25 protein-coding genes and 1 pseudogene are annotated in these 23,060 nt (G+C 33.3%); 13 read left to right on the top strand and 13 right to left on the bottom strand.

From position 1 onward, the window contains the following. On the bottom strand, window positions 1–380 hold a 380-nt coding region (locus FEF17_RS14195), incomplete at its 3' end, for a class I SAM-dependent methyltransferase (protein WP_139003084.1). A 97-nt stretch (window positions 381–477) separates the two neighbouring features. On the opposite strand from FEF17_RS14195, the gene FEF17_RS14190 reads away from it, so the two are divergent. After that, entirely contained in the window at window positions 478–1,131 is a 654-nt protein-coding gene (locus FEF17_RS14190) for a hypothetical protein (RefSeq protein WP_139003083.1), read from the top strand. A gap of 77 nt (window positions 1,132–1,208) precedes the next feature. Further along, window positions 1,209–4,460, top strand: a complete 3,252-nt coding sequence (locus tag FEF17_RS14185) for a WD40/YVTN/BNR-like repeat-containing protein (RefSeq protein WP_139003082.1) — start codon at window positions 1,209–1,211, stop codon at window positions 4,458–4,460. A 27-nt stretch (window positions 4,461–4,487) separates the two neighbouring features. Here the strand turns inward: FEF17_RS14185 and FEF17_RS14180 are convergent, their stop codons facing one another. The 7 genes from FEF17_RS14180 to FEF17_RS14150 form a co-directional block, all read right to left on the bottom strand. Next, a complete protein-coding gene (locus FEF17_RS14180) occupies window positions 4,488–4,766 on the bottom strand; it encodes a hypothetical protein (protein ID WP_139003081.1) in 279 nt (92 codons plus the stop codon). A 168-nt stretch (window positions 4,767–4,934) separates the two neighbouring features. Next, entirely contained in the window at window positions 4,935–5,705 is a 771-nt protein-coding gene (locus tag FEF17_RS14175) for a hypothetical protein (protein WP_139003080.1), read from the bottom strand. A gap of 222 nt (window positions 5,706–5,927) precedes the next feature. Beyond that, window positions 5,928–6,317, bottom strand: coding sequence for a rhodanese-like domain-containing protein (locus FEF17_RS14170; RefSeq protein ID WP_139003079.1), 390 nt, complete (start codon window positions 6,315–6,317; stop codon window positions 5,928–5,930). A gap of 15 nt (window positions 6,318–6,332) precedes the next feature. Further along, a complete protein-coding gene (locus tag FEF17_RS14165; protein ID WP_139003078.1) occupies window positions 6,333–6,647 on the bottom strand; it encodes a rhodanese-like domain-containing protein in 315 nt (104 codons plus the stop codon). Window positions 6,648–6,742: 95 nt separating this feature from the next. Continuing rightward, on the bottom strand, window positions 6,743–7,363 hold the full coding sequence (locus FEF17_RS14160; protein WP_139003077.1) for a thioredoxin family protein: 621 nt from the start codon (window positions 7,361–7,363) through the stop codon (window positions 6,743–6,745). Window positions 7,364–7,367: 4 nt separating this feature from the next. Beyond that, window positions 7,368–7,892, bottom strand: coding sequence for a TlpA family protein disulfide reductase (locus tag FEF17_RS14155; RefSeq protein WP_139003076.1), 525 nt, complete (start codon window positions 7,890–7,892; stop codon window positions 7,368–7,370). A 65-nt stretch (window positions 7,893–7,957) separates the two neighbouring features. Further along, window positions 7,958–9,640, bottom strand: coding sequence for a T9SS type B sorting domain-containing protein (locus FEF17_RS14150; RefSeq protein ID WP_211342488.1), 1,683 nt, complete (start codon window positions 9,638–9,640; stop codon window positions 7,958–7,960). Between the two features lie 195 nt (window positions 9,641–9,835). Between FEF17_RS14150 and FEF17_RS14145 the strand changes: the two genes are divergently transcribed. From FEF17_RS14145 to FEF17_RS14105, 10 genes and pseudogenes are all read left to right on the top strand, one after another. Further along, on the top strand, window positions 9,836–10,297 hold the full coding sequence (locus FEF17_RS14145) for a MarR family winged helix-turn-helix transcriptional regulator (protein ID WP_139003074.1): 462 nt from the start codon (window positions 9,836–9,838) through the stop codon (window positions 10,295–10,297). 265 nt (window positions 10,298–10,562) lie between these two features. Then, a complete protein-coding gene (locus FEF17_RS14140; protein ID WP_139003073.1) occupies window positions 10,563–11,969 on the top strand; it encodes an anthranilate synthase component I family protein in 1,407 nt (468 codons plus the stop codon). A 2-nt stretch (window positions 11,970–11,971) separates the two neighbouring features. Continuing rightward, window positions 11,972–12,538: an anthranilate synthase component II gene (locus FEF17_RS14135; protein WP_139003072.1), complete on the top strand. Its 567-nt coding sequence runs from the start codon at window positions 11,972–11,974 to the stop codon at window positions 12,536–12,538. 10 nt (window positions 12,539–12,548) lie between these two features. Continuing rightward, a complete protein-coding gene (trpD, locus tag FEF17_RS14130) occupies window positions 12,549–13,541 on the top strand; it encodes an anthranilate phosphoribosyltransferase (protein ID WP_139003071.1) in 993 nt (330 codons plus the stop codon). Continuing rightward, the gene (gene trpC, locus FEF17_RS14125; RefSeq protein WP_139003070.1) at window positions 13,541–14,326 is read left to right on the top strand and encodes an indole-3-glycerol phosphate synthase TrpC; all 786 of its coding nucleotides are present in this window, start codon (window positions 13,541–13,543) and stop codon (window positions 14,324–14,326) included. Before trpD ends, trpC begins: the two co-directional genes overlap by 1 nt. Then, window positions 14,323–14,931: pseudogene (locus FEF17_RS14515) on the top strand (phosphoribosylanthranilate isomerase); the annotation flags it as partial. The gene trpC and the pseudogene FEF17_RS14515, both read left to right, overlap by 4 nt. Before the next feature lie 33 nt (window positions 14,932–14,964). Then, on the top strand, window positions 14,965–16,146 hold the full coding sequence (gene trpB / locus FEF17_RS14510; RefSeq protein ID WP_344737349.1) for a tryptophan synthase subunit beta: 1,182 nt from the start codon (window positions 14,965–14,967) through the stop codon (window positions 16,144–16,146). 3 nt (window positions 16,147–16,149) lie between these two features. Further along, window positions 16,150–16,914, top strand: a complete 765-nt coding sequence (trpA, locus tag FEF17_RS14115; protein WP_139003068.1) for a tryptophan synthase subunit alpha — start codon at window positions 16,150–16,152, stop codon at window positions 16,912–16,914. Between the two features lie 5 nt (window positions 16,915–16,919). Further along, entirely contained in the window at window positions 16,920–17,144 is a 225-nt protein-coding gene (locus tag FEF17_RS14110) for a hypothetical protein (RefSeq protein ID WP_139003067.1), read from the top strand. Further along, entirely contained in the window at window positions 17,134–17,586 is a 453-nt protein-coding gene (locus FEF17_RS14105) for a tRNA (cytidine(34)-2'-O)-methyltransferase (protein WP_139003066.1), read from the top strand. The genes FEF17_RS14110 and FEF17_RS14105 overlap by 11 nt, the downstream gene beginning before the upstream one ends. Here the strand turns inward: FEF17_RS14105 and FEF17_RS14100 are convergent. Genes FEF17_RS14100 through FEF17_RS14090 form a run of 3 tightly spaced genes read right to left on the bottom strand, consistent with a single transcriptional unit; the run spans window position 17,583 to window position 19,299 of the window. Further along, the gene (locus FEF17_RS14100; RefSeq protein WP_139003065.1) at window positions 17,583–17,807 is read right to left on the bottom strand and encodes a VF530 family protein; all 225 of its coding nucleotides are present in this window, start codon (window positions 17,805–17,807) and stop codon (window positions 17,583–17,585) included. The genes FEF17_RS14105 and FEF17_RS14100 overlap by 4 nt on opposite strands. Next, window positions 17,788–18,012, bottom strand: coding sequence for a DUF6500 family protein (locus tag FEF17_RS14095; RefSeq protein WP_139003064.1), 225 nt, complete (start codon window positions 18,010–18,012; stop codon window positions 17,788–17,790). The genes FEF17_RS14100 and FEF17_RS14095 overlap by 20 nt, the downstream gene beginning before the upstream one ends. Before the next feature lie 6 nt (window positions 18,013–18,018). After that, entirely contained in the window at window positions 18,019–19,299 is a 1,281-nt protein-coding gene (locus tag FEF17_RS14090) for a DEAD/DEAH box helicase (protein WP_139003063.1), read from the bottom strand. A gap of 534 nt (window positions 19,300–19,833) precedes the next feature. Between FEF17_RS14090 and FEF17_RS14085 the strand changes: the two genes are divergently transcribed. After that, window positions 19,834–20,364 carry a CIA30 family protein gene (locus tag FEF17_RS14085; protein WP_246046864.1) on the top strand — a complete coding sequence of 177 codons (531 nt, stop codon included), beginning with the start codon at window positions 19,834–19,836 and terminating at the stop codon, window positions 20,362–20,364. Between the two features lie 4 nt (window positions 20,365–20,368). Here the strand turns inward: FEF17_RS14085 and FEF17_RS14080 are convergent, their stop codons facing one another. Both FEF17_RS14080 and FEF17_RS14075 read right to left on the bottom strand, forming a co-directional pair. After that, a complete protein-coding gene (locus tag FEF17_RS14080) occupies window positions 20,369–21,727 on the bottom strand; it encodes a pyridoxal-phosphate dependent enzyme (RefSeq protein ID WP_139003062.1) in 1,359 nt (452 codons plus the stop codon). Window positions 21,728–21,819: 92 nt separating this feature from the next. Then, window positions 21,820–23,055, bottom strand: a complete 1,236-nt coding sequence (locus tag FEF17_RS14075; RefSeq protein WP_139003061.1) for an ABC transporter permease — start codon at window positions 23,053–23,055, stop codon at window positions 21,820–21,822. Window positions 23,056–23,060 lie beyond the last annotated feature (5 nt).

Genomic DNA, 23,060 nt, shown 5'->3' with positions numbered 1-23,060 from the left:
CCGTAGCTGGTATAAACAATATCGAAGGAGTCTTTTACATATTTTGAGGTATCTAACACATTACAACACAAAAAATCGGCATCTAAACCTAAATCGTCATTTAAATGCTTCGCAAGCTTAATACCTTCGTCACTCAAATCAATTCCTAAACATTTTGCTCCCATCCTACTCCAACTTAATGTATCCTGACCAAAATGACATTGCAAATGCAAAAGCGATTTTCCTTCAACATGTCCCAAAGCTTCAATTTCGTAAGGCATTAAAGATGATTTCCCTTTTTTAAAGGCATCCAAGTTATACATATCACTTTTTGCATGCACTTTTACTTTATCGTTCCATGTTGCTTTGTTGGTGTTAAAATATTTTTCGTTTGAACTCATAACTAAGTCTTATATTTATGGAAATCAAAAATATGAAATTAAGAACTTCCATTAATAAAATGGAATTTTAAATAAAGTTTTTAATACAATTCTATATATGAAAAAAATAATTTACGCACTGTTTGTATTTGTTATACTGTCCTGCAACGAGTCGAAGAAATCTGAATCAAAAAAGCAACCCTTAACCGTCGCACAACAAATTGCTAATGCTCATGGCTATTCCAATTGGAAAAATGTTTCTGAAATTTCATTTACATTCAATGAAAAGCGAGGCTGGACTTGGAACCCAAAAAGCAACAATGTGGTATTGAGAACATTAGCTGATACCATTAGCTACAATAGAAAACAAATTGATTCGTCATTAACAAGGATTGATAAAGGTTTTATAAATGACAAATTTTGGCTTTTAATCCCTTTTCAGCTTATTTGGGATAAAGGTATTACCATTTCCAATCCATCCCAGTTAAAAGCTCCCATAAGTAAAACTAGAATAAACAAAATTACAATAACCTATCCAGATAAGGGAGGCTATACGCCTGGTGATGCCTACGACATATATTATGATGATAACTTTATAATTAAGGAATGGGGCTTTAGAAAAGGAAACGAACCTCAGGCCAGAATTATTAATACTTTTGAAAACTATAAAGACTTTGATGGCATTAAAATAGCTTTAAATCATAAAAACATGGATGGTCGACCAATTGTAGGGTTTACGAAAGTTGATATTAAAGTATCAAATTCGGAATAAAATGTTAATTTTTTTGTAAAGTTATTCTAGAAATATTCAAAAGAGTATAAAATCAATAATTTTGCAAAAATTATTGTATGATCTATTCTTTTAAAAATGTATTTGCATTTGTTATAGCTTTAACTTTAACAATCCAAGTAGATTGCCAGCCCTCATCTAAAGTCACTTCAAAATTAGAAAATGCTCTATCAGGCTTTAAATTTAGAAGTATAGGACCCGCTTTTATGTCTGGTCGTATTGCTGATATTGCTATAGATCCCAATAACGAAAACATCTGGTATATTGCCGTTGGTTCTGGGGGTGTATGGAAAACTGTAAATGCAGGAACTACATGGCAACCTCTTACCGACAAAGAAACTTTCTATTCTACTGGATGTATAACCTTAGACCCCAATAACTCGGGAACAATATGGCTAGGAACAGGAGAAAATGTTGGTGGCAGGCATGTTGGAATTGGTCATGGCATTTATGTGAGTCATGACGATGGTAAAAGTTGGAAATTTAGTGGATTGAAAAACAGTGAGCATATTTCTAAAATAATTGTTAACCCTAAAAACTCACAAGAAATTTGGGTCGCTGCTCAAGGTCCACTTTGGAGTTCTGGAGGTGAAAGGGGGCTTTACAAATCTCAAGATGGAGGAAAGACATGGAAGCTAGTTTTACAAGGCAACGAATGGACAGGTGTCACAGACCTAGTAATGGATCCGAGAGACGAAAACGTTCTTTACGCAGCTACTTGGCAACGCCATAGAACTGTTGCAGCCTATCTAGGTGGTGGAGAAGGCTCAGGCATACACAAAAGTAATGATGGGGGTGAATCTTGGCATGAATTAAAACAAGGCTTACCTAATTCTAATATGGGAAAAATTGGCTTAGCCATTTCACCAATAAATCCAGATGTATTATATGCAGCTATTGAGCTTGACAGGAGAAAAGGAGCTATATACCGTTCGGATAATAAAGGAGGTAGCTGGACAAAGATGTCAGACACGGTTTCTGGGGGTACAGGACCACATTATTACCAAGAGTTATTTGCTTCGCCGCATGAATATGATAAAATATACTTAATGAATGTTCGCGTTCTGGTATCGGACAATGGTGGTAAAGACTTTTATACCATGACCGAGGTCAATAAACATTCCGACAATCACGCTTTAGCCTTTAAGAAAAACGACCCTAATTACCTTTTAATGGGAACTGATGGCGGTTTATATGAATCGTTCGATAACAGTAAAAATTGGAAATATATTAACAATCTACCATTAACCCAATTTTATAAGGTGGCCGTAGATGATACTGAACCCTTTTATAATATTTATGGTGGCACACAAGATAACAACACCCAAGGCGGTCCATCAAGAACGTATAGAAATGAAGGGATTACCAATGCCGATTGGCATGTGGTTCTTGGTGGAGATGGTCATCAACCTGCCACCGAACCTGGAAATCCAAATATCCTTTATGCCGAATCACAACAAGGAAGTCTAAGAAGAATTGAAAGGAAAACAGGTGAAACCGTTTACATTAAACCACAAGCCGGAATAGATGATCCTTACGAGCGCTTTAATTGGGATGCTCCTATATTAGTAAGCAATCATAATCCTAAACGCATATACTTCGCTTCTCAGCGTGTATGGCGCTCAGATAATCGGGGTGATAGTTGGACCCCTATTTCAGGTGATTTAACGAAAAATGAAGAGCGCTTAAGTCTACCTATTATGGGCAGAACCCAAAGTTGGGATGGCGTATGGGATGTCCTTGCTATGTCTACTTATAACACCATTACCTCCCTTTCGGAATCTGCATTAGATGAAAATATAATTTTTGCAGGAACCGATGACGGTATTATTCAATATACTAAAAACGGTGGTACCTCATGGGATAAAATTTTAGTAGGCGATTTACCGGGAGTTCCTTCTACAGCATTTGTTAATGACATAAAAACAGATTTGCATGATGCAAATACAGTTTATGTTTCCCTTGACAATCACAAATTCGGAGATTACAAGCCTTATTTTGTAATGAGTAAAGACGGCGGTAAAAATTGGCGTGCCATGACGAATGGTTTACCAGATAGCACCTTAATTTGGCGGATGGTTCAAGACCATGTTAATCCTAATTTATTGTTTTTAGCTACAGAATATGGCATTTACGTTTCCTTAAATAAAGGAAGTAAATGGCATAAGTTTTCAAAAGGGTTACCTACAATTGCCATTAGGGATTTAGCGATTCAAAAAAGAGAGAATGACCTTGTTGCCGCTTCTTTTGGTAGGGGATTTTACATTCTTGATGATTATTCGGCTTTAAGAAATATTAGCCCTAATGACTTAGATTCGGCCAAGTTATTTAAACCTAAAAAAGCACTTCAATACCAACCTATTACTGGTGGAACATCTAGCCAAGGCGCCAACTACTTTAAAGCAAAAAACCCAGATTATGGTGCAACATTTTCCTACTATTTGCCTAAAGATTTTGAGAGCAAAAAAGCTATTAGACAGAAAAAGGAAAAAGCCTTAAATGAAGTGAATAAAGCCATATCATTTCCTGGTTGGGATGCATTGGAAGCAGAGAAAACTCAAGAAGAGCCGTACGCTTTGTTAGTAGTAAAAGATGAAAGCGACAACGTAGTAAGACAGATAAAAGCACCTTATAAAAAAGGCATTAATCGTATTTCCTGGAATTTAAAAAAACCTTATAAGCCGTACATTGATATGGCATCTAAAAACCCTACTGAATCAAGAAGACAAATTAATGTGAGCCCAGGTAATTATGAGGTATCACTTTTCGCAGTTGAAGACGGTAAGGCAAAAAAATTAGGGGAGTCTCAAACTTTTACAGTTGAGCGCATAAGAGAAAATACCCTTAAAAATCCGTTATCTGAATCTGAAATTAACGACTATATTTCTGAACTAGAATCTTTTAATTCCGAGTTTATCCGTGTTCGTAAAATGTTTGATAAAGCTTCTAAGAAGTTACAAGTATTAAAATCAGCAATAAAATATCTAGATAAAGTTCCCGGGGATTTCGAATTACAAATATCAAAGTTAAATGATGAGGTAAACCGTATTAAATATATCTTGAATGGAAGTCAAGCAAAGAAAGAGATTGGAGAAAAAGATATCCAGTCTATAAATAGTAGATTATCTGTTGCCAACACTGGTATATTTTATGGAAGTTATGGCCCAACAAAAATGCAAATAAGAAGTTTAGAAATTGCTAATCAACTATTAAAGCGGGTGAAGCCAGATATTATAAAATTAACCACTATAGAGGTGCCAAATTTGGAAGAAGAACTTTTAAAGGCGGGGCTCCCTCCTATTATTGACTAGTATACAAAATAGGGAGATATGAAAGAGTTAAGAAGTACTTACTCTGGCCTTTTTCATTTCCTCCAAACGCCTTAATTCTTCTTTAATTTGCTTACTCCTATTTGCAATCTTATTAACTTTTTCATCAATAAGTTCTTGTTTTCTTATCTTCTCTTGTTGCCTTAATTCTTCATTAAGAAGTTCTAATTTTTTTTTCTTTTTATTTTTAACTCTTTCAAAATAAACAAAAATATAGGCATATACATACATGCTTAAAAATAGTAAAGCTACTATTGAAAGAATCAACCATCCGTTCATCATGTTCATAACGTAAAAAATTTAGTTAAGTTTAGTGTTATAAAGTTAAACAAAATGATTAAATGTTAAAAAAATATAAGCTAAATAACTCAAAAACAAGACAAAACAAAAAAACCTTTACCGCTATCTGCGATAAAGGTTTTTCATCGATATAATTATTTCAAATACTAGGAAGCTCTACTTTCCACTCATGTAAGCATTATAATTCCAAATTTCATCCCACGAATTCGAAAAACTTTTTTCTCCCAAATCTTGAAAGAGCTGCCAATTTTCTTTACCATTAACTTTGTCAAAAGTCTCTTTAAAATTACCTCCTTCCTCATCCATTTCAGCCCAATTTTTCATAAACCCTACGGTAGCAATGTGCCTACCTAAATTACCTTGCCTAAATTCATTTACATAAACTCCCCAAGGGTTATTGCCATCCATAGCTTTTAAAGTTTTACTAACGTATTCTAAAAAAGCAAAAGCCCCTGGGATTTCGCCACGCTCTATTTCATGGTATCTAACAAAAATAACTGGCGTTTTAGAGATATCTCCATCCATCATTGCCAAATTAGATAATTTACTATCCATTTTCCAGAACTCTATGGTTTCAATTTTTTTAATGTAGGGCATTACCTTGTCCCTCCAATGTTCATCATGGCCATCTCCAGATGGTCGCGCATCTAAATGTGAATAAGTTGTGGGTCCCATCATCCATACCATGCTACCCGCATTTGGCCCAGTAGAAATATTATATACTTCGGCATTATAAGGCTCATTGGCATGAAACTTAGCGTTATGCTCTCGCATATTATCTCCTAAAGTTTTAAGGTTTTTGTAATCTGGTGTTAACATAATGCTCTCCAAAACCGCAGAAGATTGGTCGTCTTGAGCATTTAATGTGGACATAAAACCGAATACCATAACAAAAATGGTAATTAAAGAAATTGTTTTTTTAATCATAATAAATAATTTAATTGGTTAGTATACCATACATTATTGTACAGCATAATTTGCTATTAAAAATTCATTTAGGGAATAAAATATAATAAATGATAATGCTATTTTATCATTTAAGATAGAGGGTCATTAATTTGGAGTGTACCAAATATAACAAAAAAAAATATGACTTAAAATCGCTATTCTGCTATGAATTAAAATAAAAAAACTCTCGTTAGAGAACTTTTAATTTTTTGTTACTTCTTCTTGCTTCCATTTAGAAAACCCTCCTTCTAAATCGTATATTTTCTTAAAACCTGCTTCAACCAAAACTTTGGAGCATTTTCCACTTCGTTTTCCAGAGCGGCAATAAACAATAACTGGTTTTTCTTTATCCAAACGTTGAATGCCTTTATTGAAATCTGGAGATAAAAAATCTATATTTATGGCATTTTCAATATAACCGTCACTAAACTCTTTTGGAGTTCTTACATCAACCAATTGTACATCATCAAGCTGCAACAGTGTTTGCATTTCCTCTTGAGAAATCACTTTGGTTTGGCCGTTATTCTCAGGGATTTTGTTACACCCAAAAACAAAAATTAAAGAAGCTAAAAATAAAAATCGGTTTATCATAATAAATATATTTTATTAAAAATCTACAATATTGCCTTCCCAATCTAAGATACCTCCTTCTAAATTATAAGCATTTTCAAAGCCCAGTTGTTCCATAATCTGGCAAGCTTGTCTACTTCTATTTCCAGAACGGCAATACACGTAGTAGTTTTTACTTTTGTCTAAATCTTCAATAGCGGCCACAAATTCTTGTCCTTTATAAATATCGATATGTATAGCATTAGGGATTATACCATCAGCAACTTCATTATCAGTACGAACATCTAGAACAACCGCTTTTTCATCTTGAGCTAATTGCTCTGCCCAATCTTCTTGAGTTAAATCTTCCATTAAACTATTTAATTTTAACACAAAACTAAGACTTCTTATTGTATAGACGAAAAAAAACCGAAGTATAATACTTCGGCTTTTTTACTTTTACCTAATTATACTTTTATGGAGCAACCAATTGCTTTGGTCACTGTTTGCTCAACTTCCTTCCCATCCAACAGTGCATCTACTGCATTTTCAACATATTTTGCTGAAACAGCTGAGGCATCTTTATAGTTATCATCAATGGCTCCAATATATTTTACCTGATTTCCTTCATCAGTTTTTTTCAAAATAAAAACATGTGGTGTTTTAGTCGCCCCAAATTTAGGGTATACCGTTTGGTTTTTGTCTATTAAATAAGGAAATGTAAATCCCTTGCTTTGTGCTCTAGATTTCATTGCTTCTAGATTATCACCTGGTTTAACATCGGTATTATTAGGCATTATAGCAATAACAGGGTATCCCTTAGGCGCATATTTCTTGTCGAGATTTATAATTCGATCTTCATACAAAACAGCATATGGGCAAGTGTTGCATGTAAAAGTTACTATAAAACCTTTTGCATCTTTATAATCTGACAGAGATACCATTTTACCATCTATATTTTTTAGGGAGAAATCTTCTGCTATGTCTCCGATTTTATAACCTTCTCCTAACTCTTCTTTGTTTACGGTAAAAGCACTAATTAAAAGCACTACTGTTAATGCCGAAACTAACTTTACTAACTTTTTCATTCTATTATTGTTTTAAAAATTGATTAACTTCTTTTTCAAGTTCTGCATAGGTAAATGACTGTTCATAAAACTGCTTTTTATCTTTATTGTATATAACAGTTGCCGGAATTGAGCCAGACCACTCCTGACTTACCAGCGGAATCCATGAGTTCATATCAGGATCGTCAAGAGCTACAACCTTAGATTTCAAATTCTTATTCTTTATGTAGGGCTTTAGTTTAGATTCGTATAAATGTGGAAAATCCAGACTTACCAAAACCACTTCAACATTTTTATTTTCATAAATTGCATTCAATTTTTCGAAATAAGGTAATTCCTTAACGCATGGAGCGCACCAAGTGGCCCAAAAATTAATCACATAAATCTTATCATCATTTTTATTTAAAAATTTCTTGAACCCGTCAAAATCGTAAATTTCTAATTCATCCTTAGAATTTTCAGATAATGCTATTGGCGGTTGATTCTTTTTTTCTACATCACTTTTACATGATAAAATAATCAACACCAGTATTAAATAGAAATATTTCATAGTCTAAATTTAAAAATCAAATTGTACAAGATTATGTTTTTAACATTAATTTAAGTTAAACAATGTCAACGTTTAAGGGCAAAATGCCCTATAAATGTGGTACCGGTTTCTGTTATGGCCTTATACCAGTAATCTGAAGAAGGTAACTTACTACCATTCATAGTTCCGTCCCAACCATTTACATCATTACTTATATCCTTGATTAACCTGCCAAATCGATCAAAAATTACCAAAGAAATAATTGAGACGGTTCCTCCATCATTAGTTCTAAACTGCCAAGCATCGTTAATTCGATCTCCATTTGGTGTGAAGTATTTTGGAAAACCTGCTGAATTAATAATTTCATACTTAATACTACCACAACCATTCTTATCTCTTACATAAATTGTGCTAGTATTGGAAGGGGCATTATTAAAGTAATTACTATCTTGAAACGGTCCTTCCAAACTATCAAGAGAGAACTCATAATCCCCATTTCCAGAAGTTTGCACTTGTATTTCGACACCATTCATTAGTTGACTTACATTAACTCCTACTATCCTAGGAGCCTCTGAGGAAACCACTGTGAACTCTTTTGAAGAAGAACACTCTATTTCACCGCCAGAATCTAGGTTTGTATTGTAGACCTCTAGTCTGTAGGTTCCCGATTCGGTTAAATCAACACTGTTTGTTTCAGATATTAAGTCTTCACTTCCATTACTATTGATAAAATACCATCTGTAACCATCAGCCGTATTATCTGCAAAAATTTTTGTAGAAAAGTCATTCTCACAAATACCAACTTGATCTGGAAAAGTAATATTCGGGTATAGGGTCGTTAATTCATTAGTAACTGGATCGAAAAAAGGGCCACAACCCAGAACAGTTGAAAAACTACCCTGCAAACAACCAATGGCTTCTCCAGATAGATTAAAAGGGATAATTCTAATAAAATATAACGTATTAGGTTCAAAGTTAATTACAAATGTAGAATTTGTAAAAAAGGATATACCATCAAGGACATCGTTTACAATTGGAGATGAACCAACAAATAATTTATATCCAGTAGCTCCTGATACTGCTTCCCACTCTAACAAAGGGGATAATGGAACATTAGTTTCTCCATCTTTTGGAAAGATAATATTAGAACAATTAGGCAATGCTGCAATCTCCCCGGTGAAAAAACTTTCCTCAACACAAGAAATGAGATTACCATTTTCGTTATAAGGTACAATTTTAACAAAAACCTCTGTTAACGGCAAAAAATCTGAGATGGGGTTATACTGTAAGGTATTGCCAACATCTAAATTATTCACTAAATCTCCTGAACTTGGTGTTGTCCCAACTGTAAGTAAGTAACCATCTGCTCCAGAAACATATTCCCAAGTAATATTTGATGAAATGTTTACTCCACTATCTCCATTAGCCGGATTCAATATTATTGTACAATTGGGTGGAACTGTAATATCTTCTGTTCTAAAAGACTCACTGCCGCAAACTATATTTGGAAGATTAAAGAAAAACAAAGTAACAGTAACATAAACAAGTGTATTATCCGGAAGGCCCAATGGTGGATTATAAGAATTTGTGCTAGTCTGTGTAGTGAGTATATCACTTCCACCTGGTGTAGTCCCAATTGATATAATATAACCTGTTACGCCTTCAACTTTATTCCAAGAAATGGAAGTATCTATGGACACATTATTATCTCCATTCATTGGACTTATCAATGTTGGGCATGTTTGACCAATGGCATTAAAAGAAATCAAAAGAAATATTGCTTTAATAAAAATCCTAGACATAATACTTCTATGGAAACACTTATACTCTGTTAAATTAAAATGAATAATTGCAAAAATTAAGAATTAAAATTACGATTACTGCAATTTTATTCAATGAAATAGCACTTTTTTTTAACAAAAATACGAAAATAAAATGTACATTTGTATATACAACAGTTGTAGATGAAGATAGAAAAACTCTTAAAAACTAGTTCTAATCTACCTTTATCAAAAAAAGTTGTAGTTAACATTTTGTATACTTACGGAATAGTTAATGGTAAACTAAATGACGTTCTTAAACCATATGATATTTCTATTCAACAATTCAACGTTCTAAGAATTTTGCGTGGTCAAAATGGGAAACCAGCATCACTTTCTACTGTTCAGGAACGGATGATAAATAATATGAGTAATACTACTAGATTAATAGATAAACTCATTAAAAAAAGATATGTTGAAAAAGAAATTAATCAAACGAATAAAAGAAAAATAGATATTATAATAACTAATCAAGGTACTGATTTTTTAAATGAAATAGATAATTTGATCGATAGCACAGAAAAAGATATAGTAAATTCTTTATCTAAAGATGAAACCTTAGAACTTATTCGATTATTAGGGAAGTTAAGGTTAATAGCAAACTGAAAATTCTCTCTGCACCTAATAATCACCTCAAAACTACCGTTTTTAATGGTAGTTTTTTGTTTTAAAAAAAGAATAAAACTTTTGCGTAATTATATTTTCATTTCTATATTTGAACTCATAAAATTAAAAGATGAAATCTATTTTAAATAATACTTGGTGGTGGTACTTTCGAAACTAACATTCGTGAAGTAAAATCCTAGTATATTTAAATATTAAAATATCAAAAAGGCTTGTCATTCACGACAAGCCTTTTTTTATAAAACACATGAAAAAATACAGCCTTTATACACACCATAAACGAATTTTAACAGACACTATTACTCCCGTTACGGTATACTATAAAATTCGGGACAAATACCCTAACAGTATCTTATTGGAAAGTGGTGACTATCACAGAAGTCACAAAAATTTCTCTTACATCTGTTTTAATCCTTTAGCTACAATAAAGGTTGAAAATGAAGTAATTTCTGAAACGTTTCCAGATGGAAGTTCAACATCCATAGAAATAAAAGATGGTATTAGTGTGGTTGATGAGATTTACAATTTCACTAAAAAATTTGACACTAAATCTGAAGAAAATTTCAAATTCATTAACAACGGGATCTTTGGTTATACGGCCTACGATGCAGTTCGCTATTTTGAAGAGGTTGAAGTTCGTAAAAAAGCTGATTCTGTAGTTATCCCTGACATGTATTATGCTGTTTACCAAAACATCATAGCTATAAATCATTTTAAAAATGAAGCCTATATTTTTGCACATTGTTTTGAAGGCGTTGAGAATAACATTGATGAAATCGATAAGCTCATTAATGTGCAGAACTTTGCTTCTTACAATTTCAACTCAAAGGGAGACATCATGTCTAATTTAACTGATGATGAATTTAGGGAGCATGTTGAAGTTGCAAGAAAGCATTGCCAACGTGGTGATGTATTTCAGTTAGTATTGTCAAGACGCTTTTCTCAAGAATTTACAGGCGACGATTTTAATATTTACCGAGCCTTACGAAGTATAAATCCATCACCCTACCTATTCTATTTTGATTATGGCGATTTTAAAATTTTCGGAAGCTCACCAGAAGCTCAATTGATTGTAGAAGATGGTTTAGCCGAAATTCACCCTATTGCTGGAACATACAAAAGAACTGGTGATTATGAAAAAGATGAGGTTTTAGCTGAAAAATTAAAAAATGATGGTAAGGAAAATGCCGAACACGTCATGTTGGTGGATTTGGCTAGAAACGATTTAAGTCGTCATGGGAGTCAAGTTAAAGTTGAAACCTATCGCGAAGTTCAGTTTTTCTCGCATGTCATTCATTTGGTAAGTAAAGTTACTGGGATGAAACATGACACTACCTCAACTATGCAAGTGGTAGCAGATACTTTTCCTGCAGGAACTTTAAGTGGTGCGCCAAAACACAGAGCCATGCAACTTATTGAAGATTACGAAAAAACCAGTCGTGCGTTTTACGGCGGAGCAATTGGTTTTATGGACTTTGAGGGTAACTTTAATCACGCTATTATGATTCGTACATTCTTAAGTAAAGACTATAGACTATTTTGGCAAGCTGGGGCAGGTTTAGTATCAAAATCTAATAAAGAAGACGAACTACAAGAGGTATATAATAAGTTAGGTGCATTAACTAAAGCTATTCAATTAGCAGAAGATATTTAATTATGAAAAAAGTATTAGTTATAGATAATTACGACAGTTTCACTTACAATCTTGTACATTATTTGGAGGATTTAAACTGTGAGGTAACCGTTTTTAGGAACGACAAATTAACTTTAGATGATGTGAAGCCATTTGACAAAATTTTATTGTCGCCTGGTCCAGGTATTCCAAATGAAGCTGGTTTATTAAAATCGATTATTGAAACATATGCAGCTACCAAAAGTATTTTTGGTGTTTGTTTGGGCCAACAAGCAATTGGTGAAGTTTTTGGAGGTTCGCTCGTTAATTTAGACGACGTTTATCACGGTGTCGCTACAAACGTTACCATTAGTGTTAATGACGAATATATTTTTAAAGATTTAGATAATAATATTGAAGTTGGACGTTATCATTCATGGGTTGTAAACCCTGATTTACCTGATAGTTTAGAAGCTACGTCTTTTGATGTAAACGGACAAGTCATGTCCTTGAGACATAAAACTTATGATGTTAAAGGTGTACAATACCATCCAGAATCTGTTCTAACACCCGATGGAAAAAAAATATTAGAGAATTGGGTTAACAATTAGGTAAAGAAAAATGAAGCAAATTCTAAACAGATTAATTAATCACGAAACTATCTCAACAGAAGAAGCCAAAAAGGTTATAGTTAACATATCCAACGATATGTATAACCCAAGTCAAATAACATGCTTTCTTTCAGTGTTCATGATGCGCAGCATCACTATTGATGAATTACGAGGGTTTAGAAGTGCACTCCAAGAACTTTGTGTACCAATAAATCTTAGCGATTTTAATGCCGTAGATATAGTAGGAACTGGCGGTGATGGTAAAAATACATTCAACATTTCTACTCTCTCATCATTTATTACCGCAGGTGCAGGAGTTCATGTGTCCAAACATGGTAATTATGGAGTGTCATCAACATCAGGCTCATCCAATGTAATGGAAAATTTGGGTGTTAAATTTTCTAATAATGAAGATTTTTTAAAACGTTGTTTGGATCAAGCAGGTATATGCATATTACACGCCCCATTATTCCATCCAGCTATGAAAAATGTTGCTCCGATCCGAAGGGAATTAGGAGTTAAAACTTTTTTTAATATGTTGGGACCATTAGTTAATCCTTCATTTCCAAAAAATCATGTCCTTGGTGTTTTTAATTTAGAGGTTTTAAGACTTTATAGTTTTTTACATCAAAACTCTGGGCATAATTATAATATTGTTTACGCCTTAGATGGATATGATGAAATTTCATTAACAGGAAAAGCAAAAATCGTATCAAATTATTCAGAAAAACTATTTTCACCAGAAGATTTAGGAGTAGCAAAAATCAAACAAGACGGCATTTTTGGTGGAAATACTATTGCAGATGCCGCCAAAATATTTGTTGATATTATAAACGGAAAAGGAACAGATGCACAAAACAATGTAGTTTGTGCTAATGCAGGTTTGGCAATTTCAACTGTAAAAGAAATATCGCATCAAGAAGGATTTGAAATCGCAAAAGAGTCCTTATTCTGTGGAAAAGCAAAAGCAAGTTTAGATAAATTGATTGAGTTAAGTAAGTAATGAATATTTTAGATAAAATAACATTAGACAAACGCGAAGAAGTTGCACTAAGAAAAGGATTAATCCCTATTTCTCAATTAGAGCAATCCGTTTTATTTGAAAGACTAACCGTTTCACTAGCCAACAACTTACGTAACAGCAAATCGGGTATTATTGCTGAACATAAAAGACGGTCGCCTTCAAAATCTGTTATTAATAATGGTTTGAACGTTCAAGATGTTGCCAAAGGTTATGAAAGTGCAGGCGTTTGTGGAATGTCTATACTAACCGATGGAAAATATTTTGGAGGTTCGTTAGATGATTTGTTAAGTGCAAAAGCAAGTTGTAATCTCCCTCTCTTAAGAAAGGAATTCATAATTGATGAATATCAAATATTAGAAGCAAAAGCATATGGGGCAGATGTAATTTTATTAATCGCATCCATTCTATCTAGAGATGACATCAAACAGTTTTCAGAATTTGCAAAAAGTTTAAATCTGGATGTACTTTTAGAAGTTCATAATGAAGAAGAATTACACAAATCGATTATGCCTAGTTTAGACATGTTGGGTGTTAATAATAGAAACCTAAAAACCTTTGATGTTAGTTTAAACACAAGTAAAAGTTTAAGCAATCTTATTCCAGATGATTTTGTAAAAGTATCAGAAAGTGGCATTAGCAATATTGAAGCTATTAAAGAATTACAACCTTATGGCTATCAAGGTTTTTTAATAGGCGAAAACTTTATGAAATCAGATAATCCGGGGAAAAGTGCAACAGAATTTATTAAAACTTTAGAGCTATGAAATTAAAGGTTTGCGGCATGAAATATCATGATAACATAAAACAGGTTGCTGCATTGCGACCGGACTATTTAGGCTTTATATTTTTTGAAGACACTCCACGCCATTTCGATACCAAAATACCTGAAATCTCTGAAGACATCAATAAAGTTGGTGTTTTTGTAAATGAGGATGTGAACAAAATTATAGAAAAAGTAAATGAGTTTAAGTTAGATTCTATTCAATTACACGGTGAAGAATCGCCATATTACTGTAGTATTTTAAAATCAGCGTCACGATTTCATAAGGCTATTGAAGTCATTAAAGTATTTTCAATTAAAGATAAATTTAATTTTGAGGTCTTAGAAGCTTACGAGGACGTTTGTGATTATTTTCTGTTCGATACAAAAGGAAAGTTACCTGGAGGAAATGGCTATAGATTCAATTGGAGTGTTTTAAACGAATATCCATCAACAAAACCTTTCTTTTTAAGTGGGGGTATTGGCTTAGACCACGTTGAAGATATCAAACTGTTTAAAAAAAATATAGCTTCAAAATATTGTTGTGCCATTGATGTGAATAGCAAGTTTGAAACAGAACCTGGCCTTAAAAACGTTTCAATTTTAAGAGAATTCATTAATAAATTGAATAATAAAAAAACAATGAATTATAATGTAGATGAAAAAGGATATTATGGTGAATTTGGTGGCGCATTTATTCCCGAAATGCTATACCCTAACGTGGAAGAGTTACGGCAGAATTATTTAAAAATTATGGCGGAGCCAGATTTTCAAAAAGAATTTGATCAGCTTTTAAAGGATTACGTAGGCCGCCCTTCTCCACTCTATTATGCTAAACGCCTTTCTGATAAGTATAACACCAAGATATATTTAAAGCGAGAGGATCTAAATCATACCGGTGCCCATAAAATCAACAATACTATTGGTCAGATTTTAATGGCTAAACGCTTGGGTAAAACTAGAATTATTGCCGAAACTGGTGCCGGTCAACATGGCGTTGCTACTGCTACCGTATGTGCTCTAATGGGGCTAGAATGTATTGTTTACATGGGAGAAATAGATATCGCAAGACAAGCACCAAACGTAGCCAGAATGAAAATGCTTGGTGCCAAAGTAGTACCAGCGCTTTCCGGAAGCCGTACTTTAAAAGACGCTACTAACGAAGCTATTCGTGATTGGATTAACAACCCTGTAAATACTCATTACATCATTGGTTCTGCAATTGGACCCCACCCTTATCCGGATATGGTAACACGTTTTCAGGCGATTATTTCAGAAGAAATTAAATGGCAATTGAAAGAACAGGAAGGAAGAGAAAATCCTGATTATGTTGTAGCTTGTATAGGTGGTGGTAGTAATGCAGCGGGTACATATTATCACTATTTACACGAACCAGATGTTGGTATTATTGCTGTAGAGGCTGCTGGTTTAGGTGTAGATTCTGGTGAAAGTGCTGCAACTTCAGTTTTAGGAAAAGAAGGTATTATCCATGGTTGTAAAACCCTCTTAATGCAAACTAATGATGGACAAATTACAGAGCCTTATTCTATCTCTGCAGGTTTAGATTATCCAGGTGTCGGCCCCATGCATGCACATTTATCAAAAACTGGTCGTGCAGAATTTATGTCCATTACCGATAGTGATGCGATGGAAGCAGGTTTAGAATTATCAAAATTAGAGGGCATCATACCGGCAATTGAAACCTCACATGCATTAGCTATTTTTGGACAAAGAGAATTTAAAAAAGATGATGTTGTAGTTGTGAGTTTATCTGGTAGAGGTGATAAAGATTTAGAAAATTATATTGAATATTTCAAAATATAAGTTGTGAACAGAATTAACCAAAAACTTCAAGAAGACAAAAAATTATTGTCGATATATTTCACTGCTGGTTATCCTAATATAGACGACACAGTTTCTATTATACAAGATTTAGAGAAAAACGGTGTGGATATGATTGAAATTGGATTGCCATTTAGTGATCCCTTAGCCGATGGACCAACTATTCAGGATAGCTCGACAGCAGCGCTAAAAAATGGCATGACTACCGAGGTGCTTTTTGACCAATTAAAAGATATTAGACAATCTGTTTCCATTCCATTAATTATAATGGGATACTTCAATCCCATGTTTCAATATGGTGTTGAAGCATTTTGCAAAAGATGTCAAGAATTAGGAATTGATGGACTGATTATACCAGACTTACCTGTAGATGTTTACCATAAACAGTATCAATCTGTTTTCGAGAAATATGGGCTAATAAATGTATTTTTAATTACACCTCAAACAAGTGATGAACGTATTAGATATATCGATTCAATTTCGAATGGATTTATTTATATGGTGAGCAGTGCAAGTACTACGGGTGCAAAATCTGGTTTTGGGGATGAGCAAACGGAATACTTTCAGCGTATTGCAAAAATGGATTTAAAAAACCCGCAAGTCATCGGTTTTGGAATTAGTAATAATGAAACGTTTTCCCAAGCTACTGCATATGCTAAAGGCGCTATTATTGGTAGTGCTTTTGTGAAACATGTTACTAATTATGGTACTGATTCTATTGATAAATTTGTGAATTCCATTATAAATTAAAAACATTGAAACTTTTTAAAGATTTTAAAATTGTTCTATTGCTCTGTTTAACATTAGGGCTTGCGCCTTTTTTTCCAGAACCCCATATTTGGGGGAAATTAAAATGGCTTTGGGGAGGTGCAGAAGGCATGCAACCAATTGATTGGTTTGATCTCTTATTACATGGCTCCCCGTTTATTTTACTAATTTGGTTGATTATATTAAATATTGTAAAAAACAATGGCGCTTAATATTGTTTTAATTGAACCTGAAATCCCTAATAACACAGGTAATATAGGAAGATTAGCTTTAGCTTCAGGTTCTCATTTACATCTTGTTAAGCCTTTTGGGTTTACTATTGACGATAGCCGATTAAAACGAGCTGGCCTAGATTATTGGCAATATTTATCTGTTACTTTTTATGAGAATATTCAAGAATTTTTCAAAATAAATAAAGGTAAAACTATGGCTTTTCTATCTAGTCATGGTTCAAAAACTCATTGGGATATTCCGTTTGAAGATGATATGTTTTTGGTTTTCGGAAAAGAATCTATCGGTTTGCCAAAGCCTTTGTTAAAAGAACATGAAAATTCACTTTTTAAAATTCCTTTATACAGTAAACATGTTAGAAGTCTAAATCTGGCGAACGCTGTTAGTATTGTGATCTATGAAGGGCTTAAACAAATAGATTAACTTTTGTTTCTTAAATAATTTAAATATAGATTTTCAACCTTTGTTCTGGCCCAAGGTGTTGTTCGTAAAAACTTTAAGCTAGATTTTATAGATGGATCATGAGTGAAACATCTAATTTTAATAGTATACCCCATATATTCCCAACCATAATGCTTCACCAAATCCTTAATGATTTGTTCAAGCTTTACACCATGCAAAGGATTATTTGTTTGAATTCCCATTTACAAGGTTTTTAATTTTAGTTGCCTTTTCAAAATGATCTAGCTTATGCCTTTTTATCCACCAAGTGGCAGCTTCCATTAATAATTCTGGATTATCATTTTTATTTTTAAAGAACGCATAAAAAGACACACCAACATTTTCACCTTTTGTAGCTATCTTTTTGTCACAAACTTCTATAATTTTATCTTTTAAAACTTTCTGCATTACAACTTAATTCCGCCTATCGTTCTTACGTTTTGGACGTCTAGACGTATTACTTCGGTTTGTGTTTCTGCTGGAATTTCGCGTATTATTTGAATTTCTCCTACTTCGATTTTGCTTTCCTTGACCTTGTTTTATTGGTGCGGTTGATGCATTTGTGTCTGGTTCAAACCCTTCAATAATCTGTACAGGCAATTTCATTTCAATCAATTTTTCAATATCTCTTAAAAAAGTTGTCTCATCTGCACTAACTAGTGACAAGGCTTCTCCACTTGCCCCTGCTCTTCCCGTTCTTCCAATTCTGTGCACATAATCTTCAGAGATATTGGGTAATTCAAAATTAATAACATGCGGCAATAATGGAATATCTAGTCCACGAGCCGCAATATCAGTCGCTACTAAAACTCTAACCTTTCCACTTTTAAAACCTGCTAAAGCTTTTGTTCTTGCTCCTTGACTTTTGTTGCCATGAATAGCTGCAGCTGTTATGCCAGACTTTACCATTTTTTCGCACAGTCTATTAGCTCCATGCTTAGTTCTTGTAAACACTAAAACTTGTTTCCAGTTACCTTCAGAAATCAGTTTTATAATTAAACCTGTTTTTTTGCCTTTTGCAACGCGATAGACCTTTTGGGTAATTGCCTCTACAGTTGTGTTCTCTGGGGTCGCTTCAACCTGCACTGGGCTGTTTAAAATACCATTCGCCAACTTCCTAATATCTTTTGAAAAGGTTGCAGAAAACATCAAATTCTGTCGTTTCTCAGGCATCATATTTATAACCTTTTCAATATCTCTTAAAAAGCCCATATCAAGCATGCGATCGGCTTCATCCAAAACGAAAATTTCAATTCGCTTAAGCGACAATAAACCCTGATTTTGTAAATCTAATAAGCGACCTGGAGTAGCAACTAAAATATCTACCCCTTGACGAATGGTTGCTGCTTGTGGCTTTTGATTAACACCTCCAAAAATGACAGCGCTTCGTAAGTTTAAAAACTCACTATACTCCTTAACATTGGCATGCACCTGAGCCGCCAATTCGCGTGTTGGCGTTAAAATTAGAGCACGGATAGGTCTAAACTTTTGTTTCGGGTTTTCCGAAAGCAAATGCAAAAGTGGTAATGTAAAACCTGCTGTTTTACCAGTTCCAGTTTGTGCCGATGCGAGAACATCTCTTCCTTCTAGAACTGGAGGAATTGCTTTTTGTTGGATAGGGCTTGGGGTTGAATATCCTTTTTTACTAACTGCTCTTAGTAGGGCTTCGGATAAGCCTAAAGACTTAAATGACATATAAGTTGTTTGTTAAATGACAAACTATTTTAAATGCCATTTTTAATTGAACTGCAAAGATACGCTTAATATTTGCTGAACTATATACTATTAAATAAAAGAAAGCTCTTACAATCATCTTTTTGTTAAAACTTAATGTATAATAAGAGTCTAAAACCATTATTAATAATAACTTAATGGAATACATATGAAATCGAGAATCCTCAAATTATGCGTTTAAACATTTCTTTTAATTTCTTTTACCTTAACTTTATCTGTTCAAGACCCTAAAAGCTCGAGCTTTCAACGAATGTTTAAACAATTTGACACGAATAAAAATGAATCCATTTCTCTGAAAGAATAGACTTCTTTTAAAAGAAAAACTATGCCGCTATGGATGAAGATAGTAAAGACCAACTTACTTTAGGTGAAATGAAAGATAATTGGGACAGAAAAAAGGGTGTTAAGAAAAAGTAGAGACTTCTTAAAATTCTAATGCTGGTATAATATAAATTACAGATTAACAATACTATTTTTATAGATACTTTATTATTTATGAAACTAAGATGCCTTATTGCAGTGCTAATTTTTACACAAAAGTCTATGGTCTTATTTGATTTTAAAAAGAACGATACACCTGATAACTGGAAAATTGTTAATGATCTTGTTATGGGAGGATTTTCAAATAGTTCCATTAAAAAAAATAAAGATGGATACGGTCTTTTTAATGGTCATGTATCTTTAAAAAATAATGGTGGTTTTGCGATGACACAGTATGATTTTGAAACATTAGAGACTAAATCGTATTCAAAATTTGTTCTTAAGGTAAAAGGAGATGAAAAAACATATCAATTTAGAGTAAAAGATAAACGTGAAGATTCCCATTCTTATATTGCAAAATTTAAAACCTCAAACAGTTGGCAAACCATAGAAATCCCTTTCAGTACCATGTATCCGACTTATAGAGGTAGATTATTGGACATGGATAATTATTCCGGAAACCAAATGGAAATGGTCGCTTTTTTAATTGGCAATAAACAAGAAGAAGATTTTAACTTAACAATTGATACGATTACCCTTAAATAAGTATTTATAGGGCGCTGATAATATCGTACTTAGTAATAATTTGATAGTTGTTTTCATCCAACTTTACCAAAACTGCATTATTGTCTCTATGAATTAATTTAGATATCGCTTCAATAGGTGTATGTTTTTCAACTATTGGAAAGGGCTTATGCATAACTTCCTTTATTGGTAAATCTGATATATCTTTATTTTCAATATACTTTCTCAATAAATCGGCTTCATCAATAGCTCCAACAAATCCGTTTGAATCTTCAACAGGTATTTGAGATATTTTATACTTCTTCATCCGCTCGATCGCATGCGAAACTAGCTCTTCGGTCTTAACGGTGATTAATTTTCGCTCTGAATGGTTTGAAACTATATCTCCAGCAGAAGTCATTTCATCTTCAATAAATCCACGTTCACGCATCCACTCATCATTAAACATTTTACCTACATAACGGCTTCCATGATCATGAAAAAGAACAATAACTACATCGTCTTCATTAAAATGTTCTTTTAATTGAAGTAAGCCTTTTATTGCCGCTCCTGCAGAATTACCGAGAAACATACCTTCTTCCTTAGCCAATTTTTGTGTGTAGATAGCGGCATCTTTATCTGTTACTTTCGTAAAACCATCAATAACACTAAAATCTACATTCTTTGGCAGAATATCCTCCCCTATACCTTCCGTTATATAAGGGTAGATTTCATTTTCATCAAAAATTCCAGTTTCATGATACTTTTTAAACACACTTCCATAAGTATCTATACCCCAAACTTTCACATTTGGGTTTTGCTCTTTTAAATATTTACCAACTCCGGAAATGGTCCCTCCTGTTCCTACCCCAACCACAAAATGAGTTACCTTTCCTTCGGTTTGATTCCAAATTTCAGGTCCAGTGCTTTCATAATGCGCTTTAGAGTTACTTGGATTATCATATTGGTTAACATACCAAGAGTTGGGGGTTTCTTCGGCTAATCGTTTTGAAGTGGAATAATAAGATTTCGGATCTTCTGGCTCAACATTAGTAGGACAAACAATAACTTTGCTTCCTACAGCCCGTAAAATATCCATTTTCTCCTTACTTTGCTTGTCGCTAATGACACAAACCATTTTGTAGCCTTTAACAATAGCCGCAAGCGCTAACCCCATACCAGTATTTCCCGAAGTACCCTCTATAATAGTTCCTCCTGGTTTTAAACGACCATCGGCTTCGGCATCTTCAATCATTTTCAAAGCCATTCTATCCTTAGTAGAATTACCTGGATTAAATGTTTCATATTTTGACAATACTAAACAAGGTAAATCTTTAGTTAAGACATTAAGCTTGACTAAAGGCGTATTACCAATGGTTTCAAGTATGTTATTTGCGTATTTCATAGTTCTATTTTATTCTAATCAAAAATAGTAAAAAGCTATTCGAGAACCGTTAAAAGTTAGTTATTGTTAAGTACTTCTGTCTGCATCTCAACCTACTCAAACCTAATAGCTTTTACAGGCGATATTTTAGTTATAATATACGACGGAATGAGCAACATTAAAAGACATAATACTAAAGTGCTAAAATTAAGAAGTAATATATATCCAAAATTAATGTAAACGGGAGCTTCTGTCACATAATAGACACTTGGATCTAAAGGAATAAGCTTCAAATATTTTTGAGCAAATAACAACCCTAATCCTATTATATTTCCCCAAAACAAACCTAATAAAATCAAATAAGAAGCATTGTATAAAAACAGTTTTCTTACACTCCAATTATTACTTCCTATGGCTTTTAAAATACCTATCATTTGTGTGCGTTCTAAAATTAACACTAACAAAGCTGTTATCATATTTATTCCAGCAACAAGAATCATTATACCAATAATGCCATAAATATTTTTATCAAATATTTTAATCCACTCAAAAATGGAATAAAACTTATCTGTTATGGCCTGTGTATTTAATAATGAAGGTGTGTTTTGATATATCTCAATGGTTTTTCGTTCAATATTACTAAAATCGTCAATAAACACTTCAAAATTTCCTATTTGATCCTTTTCCCAGTTATTAATTCGTTGTAAATGCCTCAAATCTCCAATAATGTAGGTTGAATCAAAATCCTGAAAACCAGAATTATAAATACCAACAACATTGTAAGTAATAATATTTGGAGATTTATTCAGGTCGTTTTTTGCAAAAACCATTTGAAATTTATCACCCAACTTAAAGCCCAATCTATTAGCTAAATACTGTGATATTAAAACCTCTTCATTACGTTTATTGGAATAATCAGGTAGGCTACCTTCAACTAAAAATTCTTTAAAATAATCCCATTTAAAATTGGCATCAACACCTTTTAAAATAGCTCCTTCAAAATCTGTTTCGGTCCTTATTACACCTAGTTTTGTAGCGACAGCCTGCACATGCTTGATTCCTTGAACAGACTTAAACTCTGGATAAAATTCTTGATTCTTGGAAATTGGATAAATAGTTTCTTGCGAATTATTACTATCATAATTTGTAATAGTAACATGTCCATTAAAAGCGACTACTTTATCGCGTATTTTTTGCTGCAGACCGATACCAGTAGCAATCGCAATCATCATAACTACAATACCAATTGCTATAGCAGCAATACCAATTTTTATTATTGGTGCCGAAATGCTACTTTTATACGCTTTACTACCAATAATGCGTTTAGCTATAAAATACTCGTAATTCAAACTTA

This window comes from Hyunsoonleella aestuarii (assembly GCF_006148925.1).
Taxonomy (GTDB): domain Bacteria; phylum Bacteroidota; class Bacteroidia; order Flavobacteriales; family Flavobacteriaceae; genus Algibacter_D; species Algibacter_D aestuarii.
This window is presented reverse-complemented; position numbering and strand designations above follow the sequence as displayed.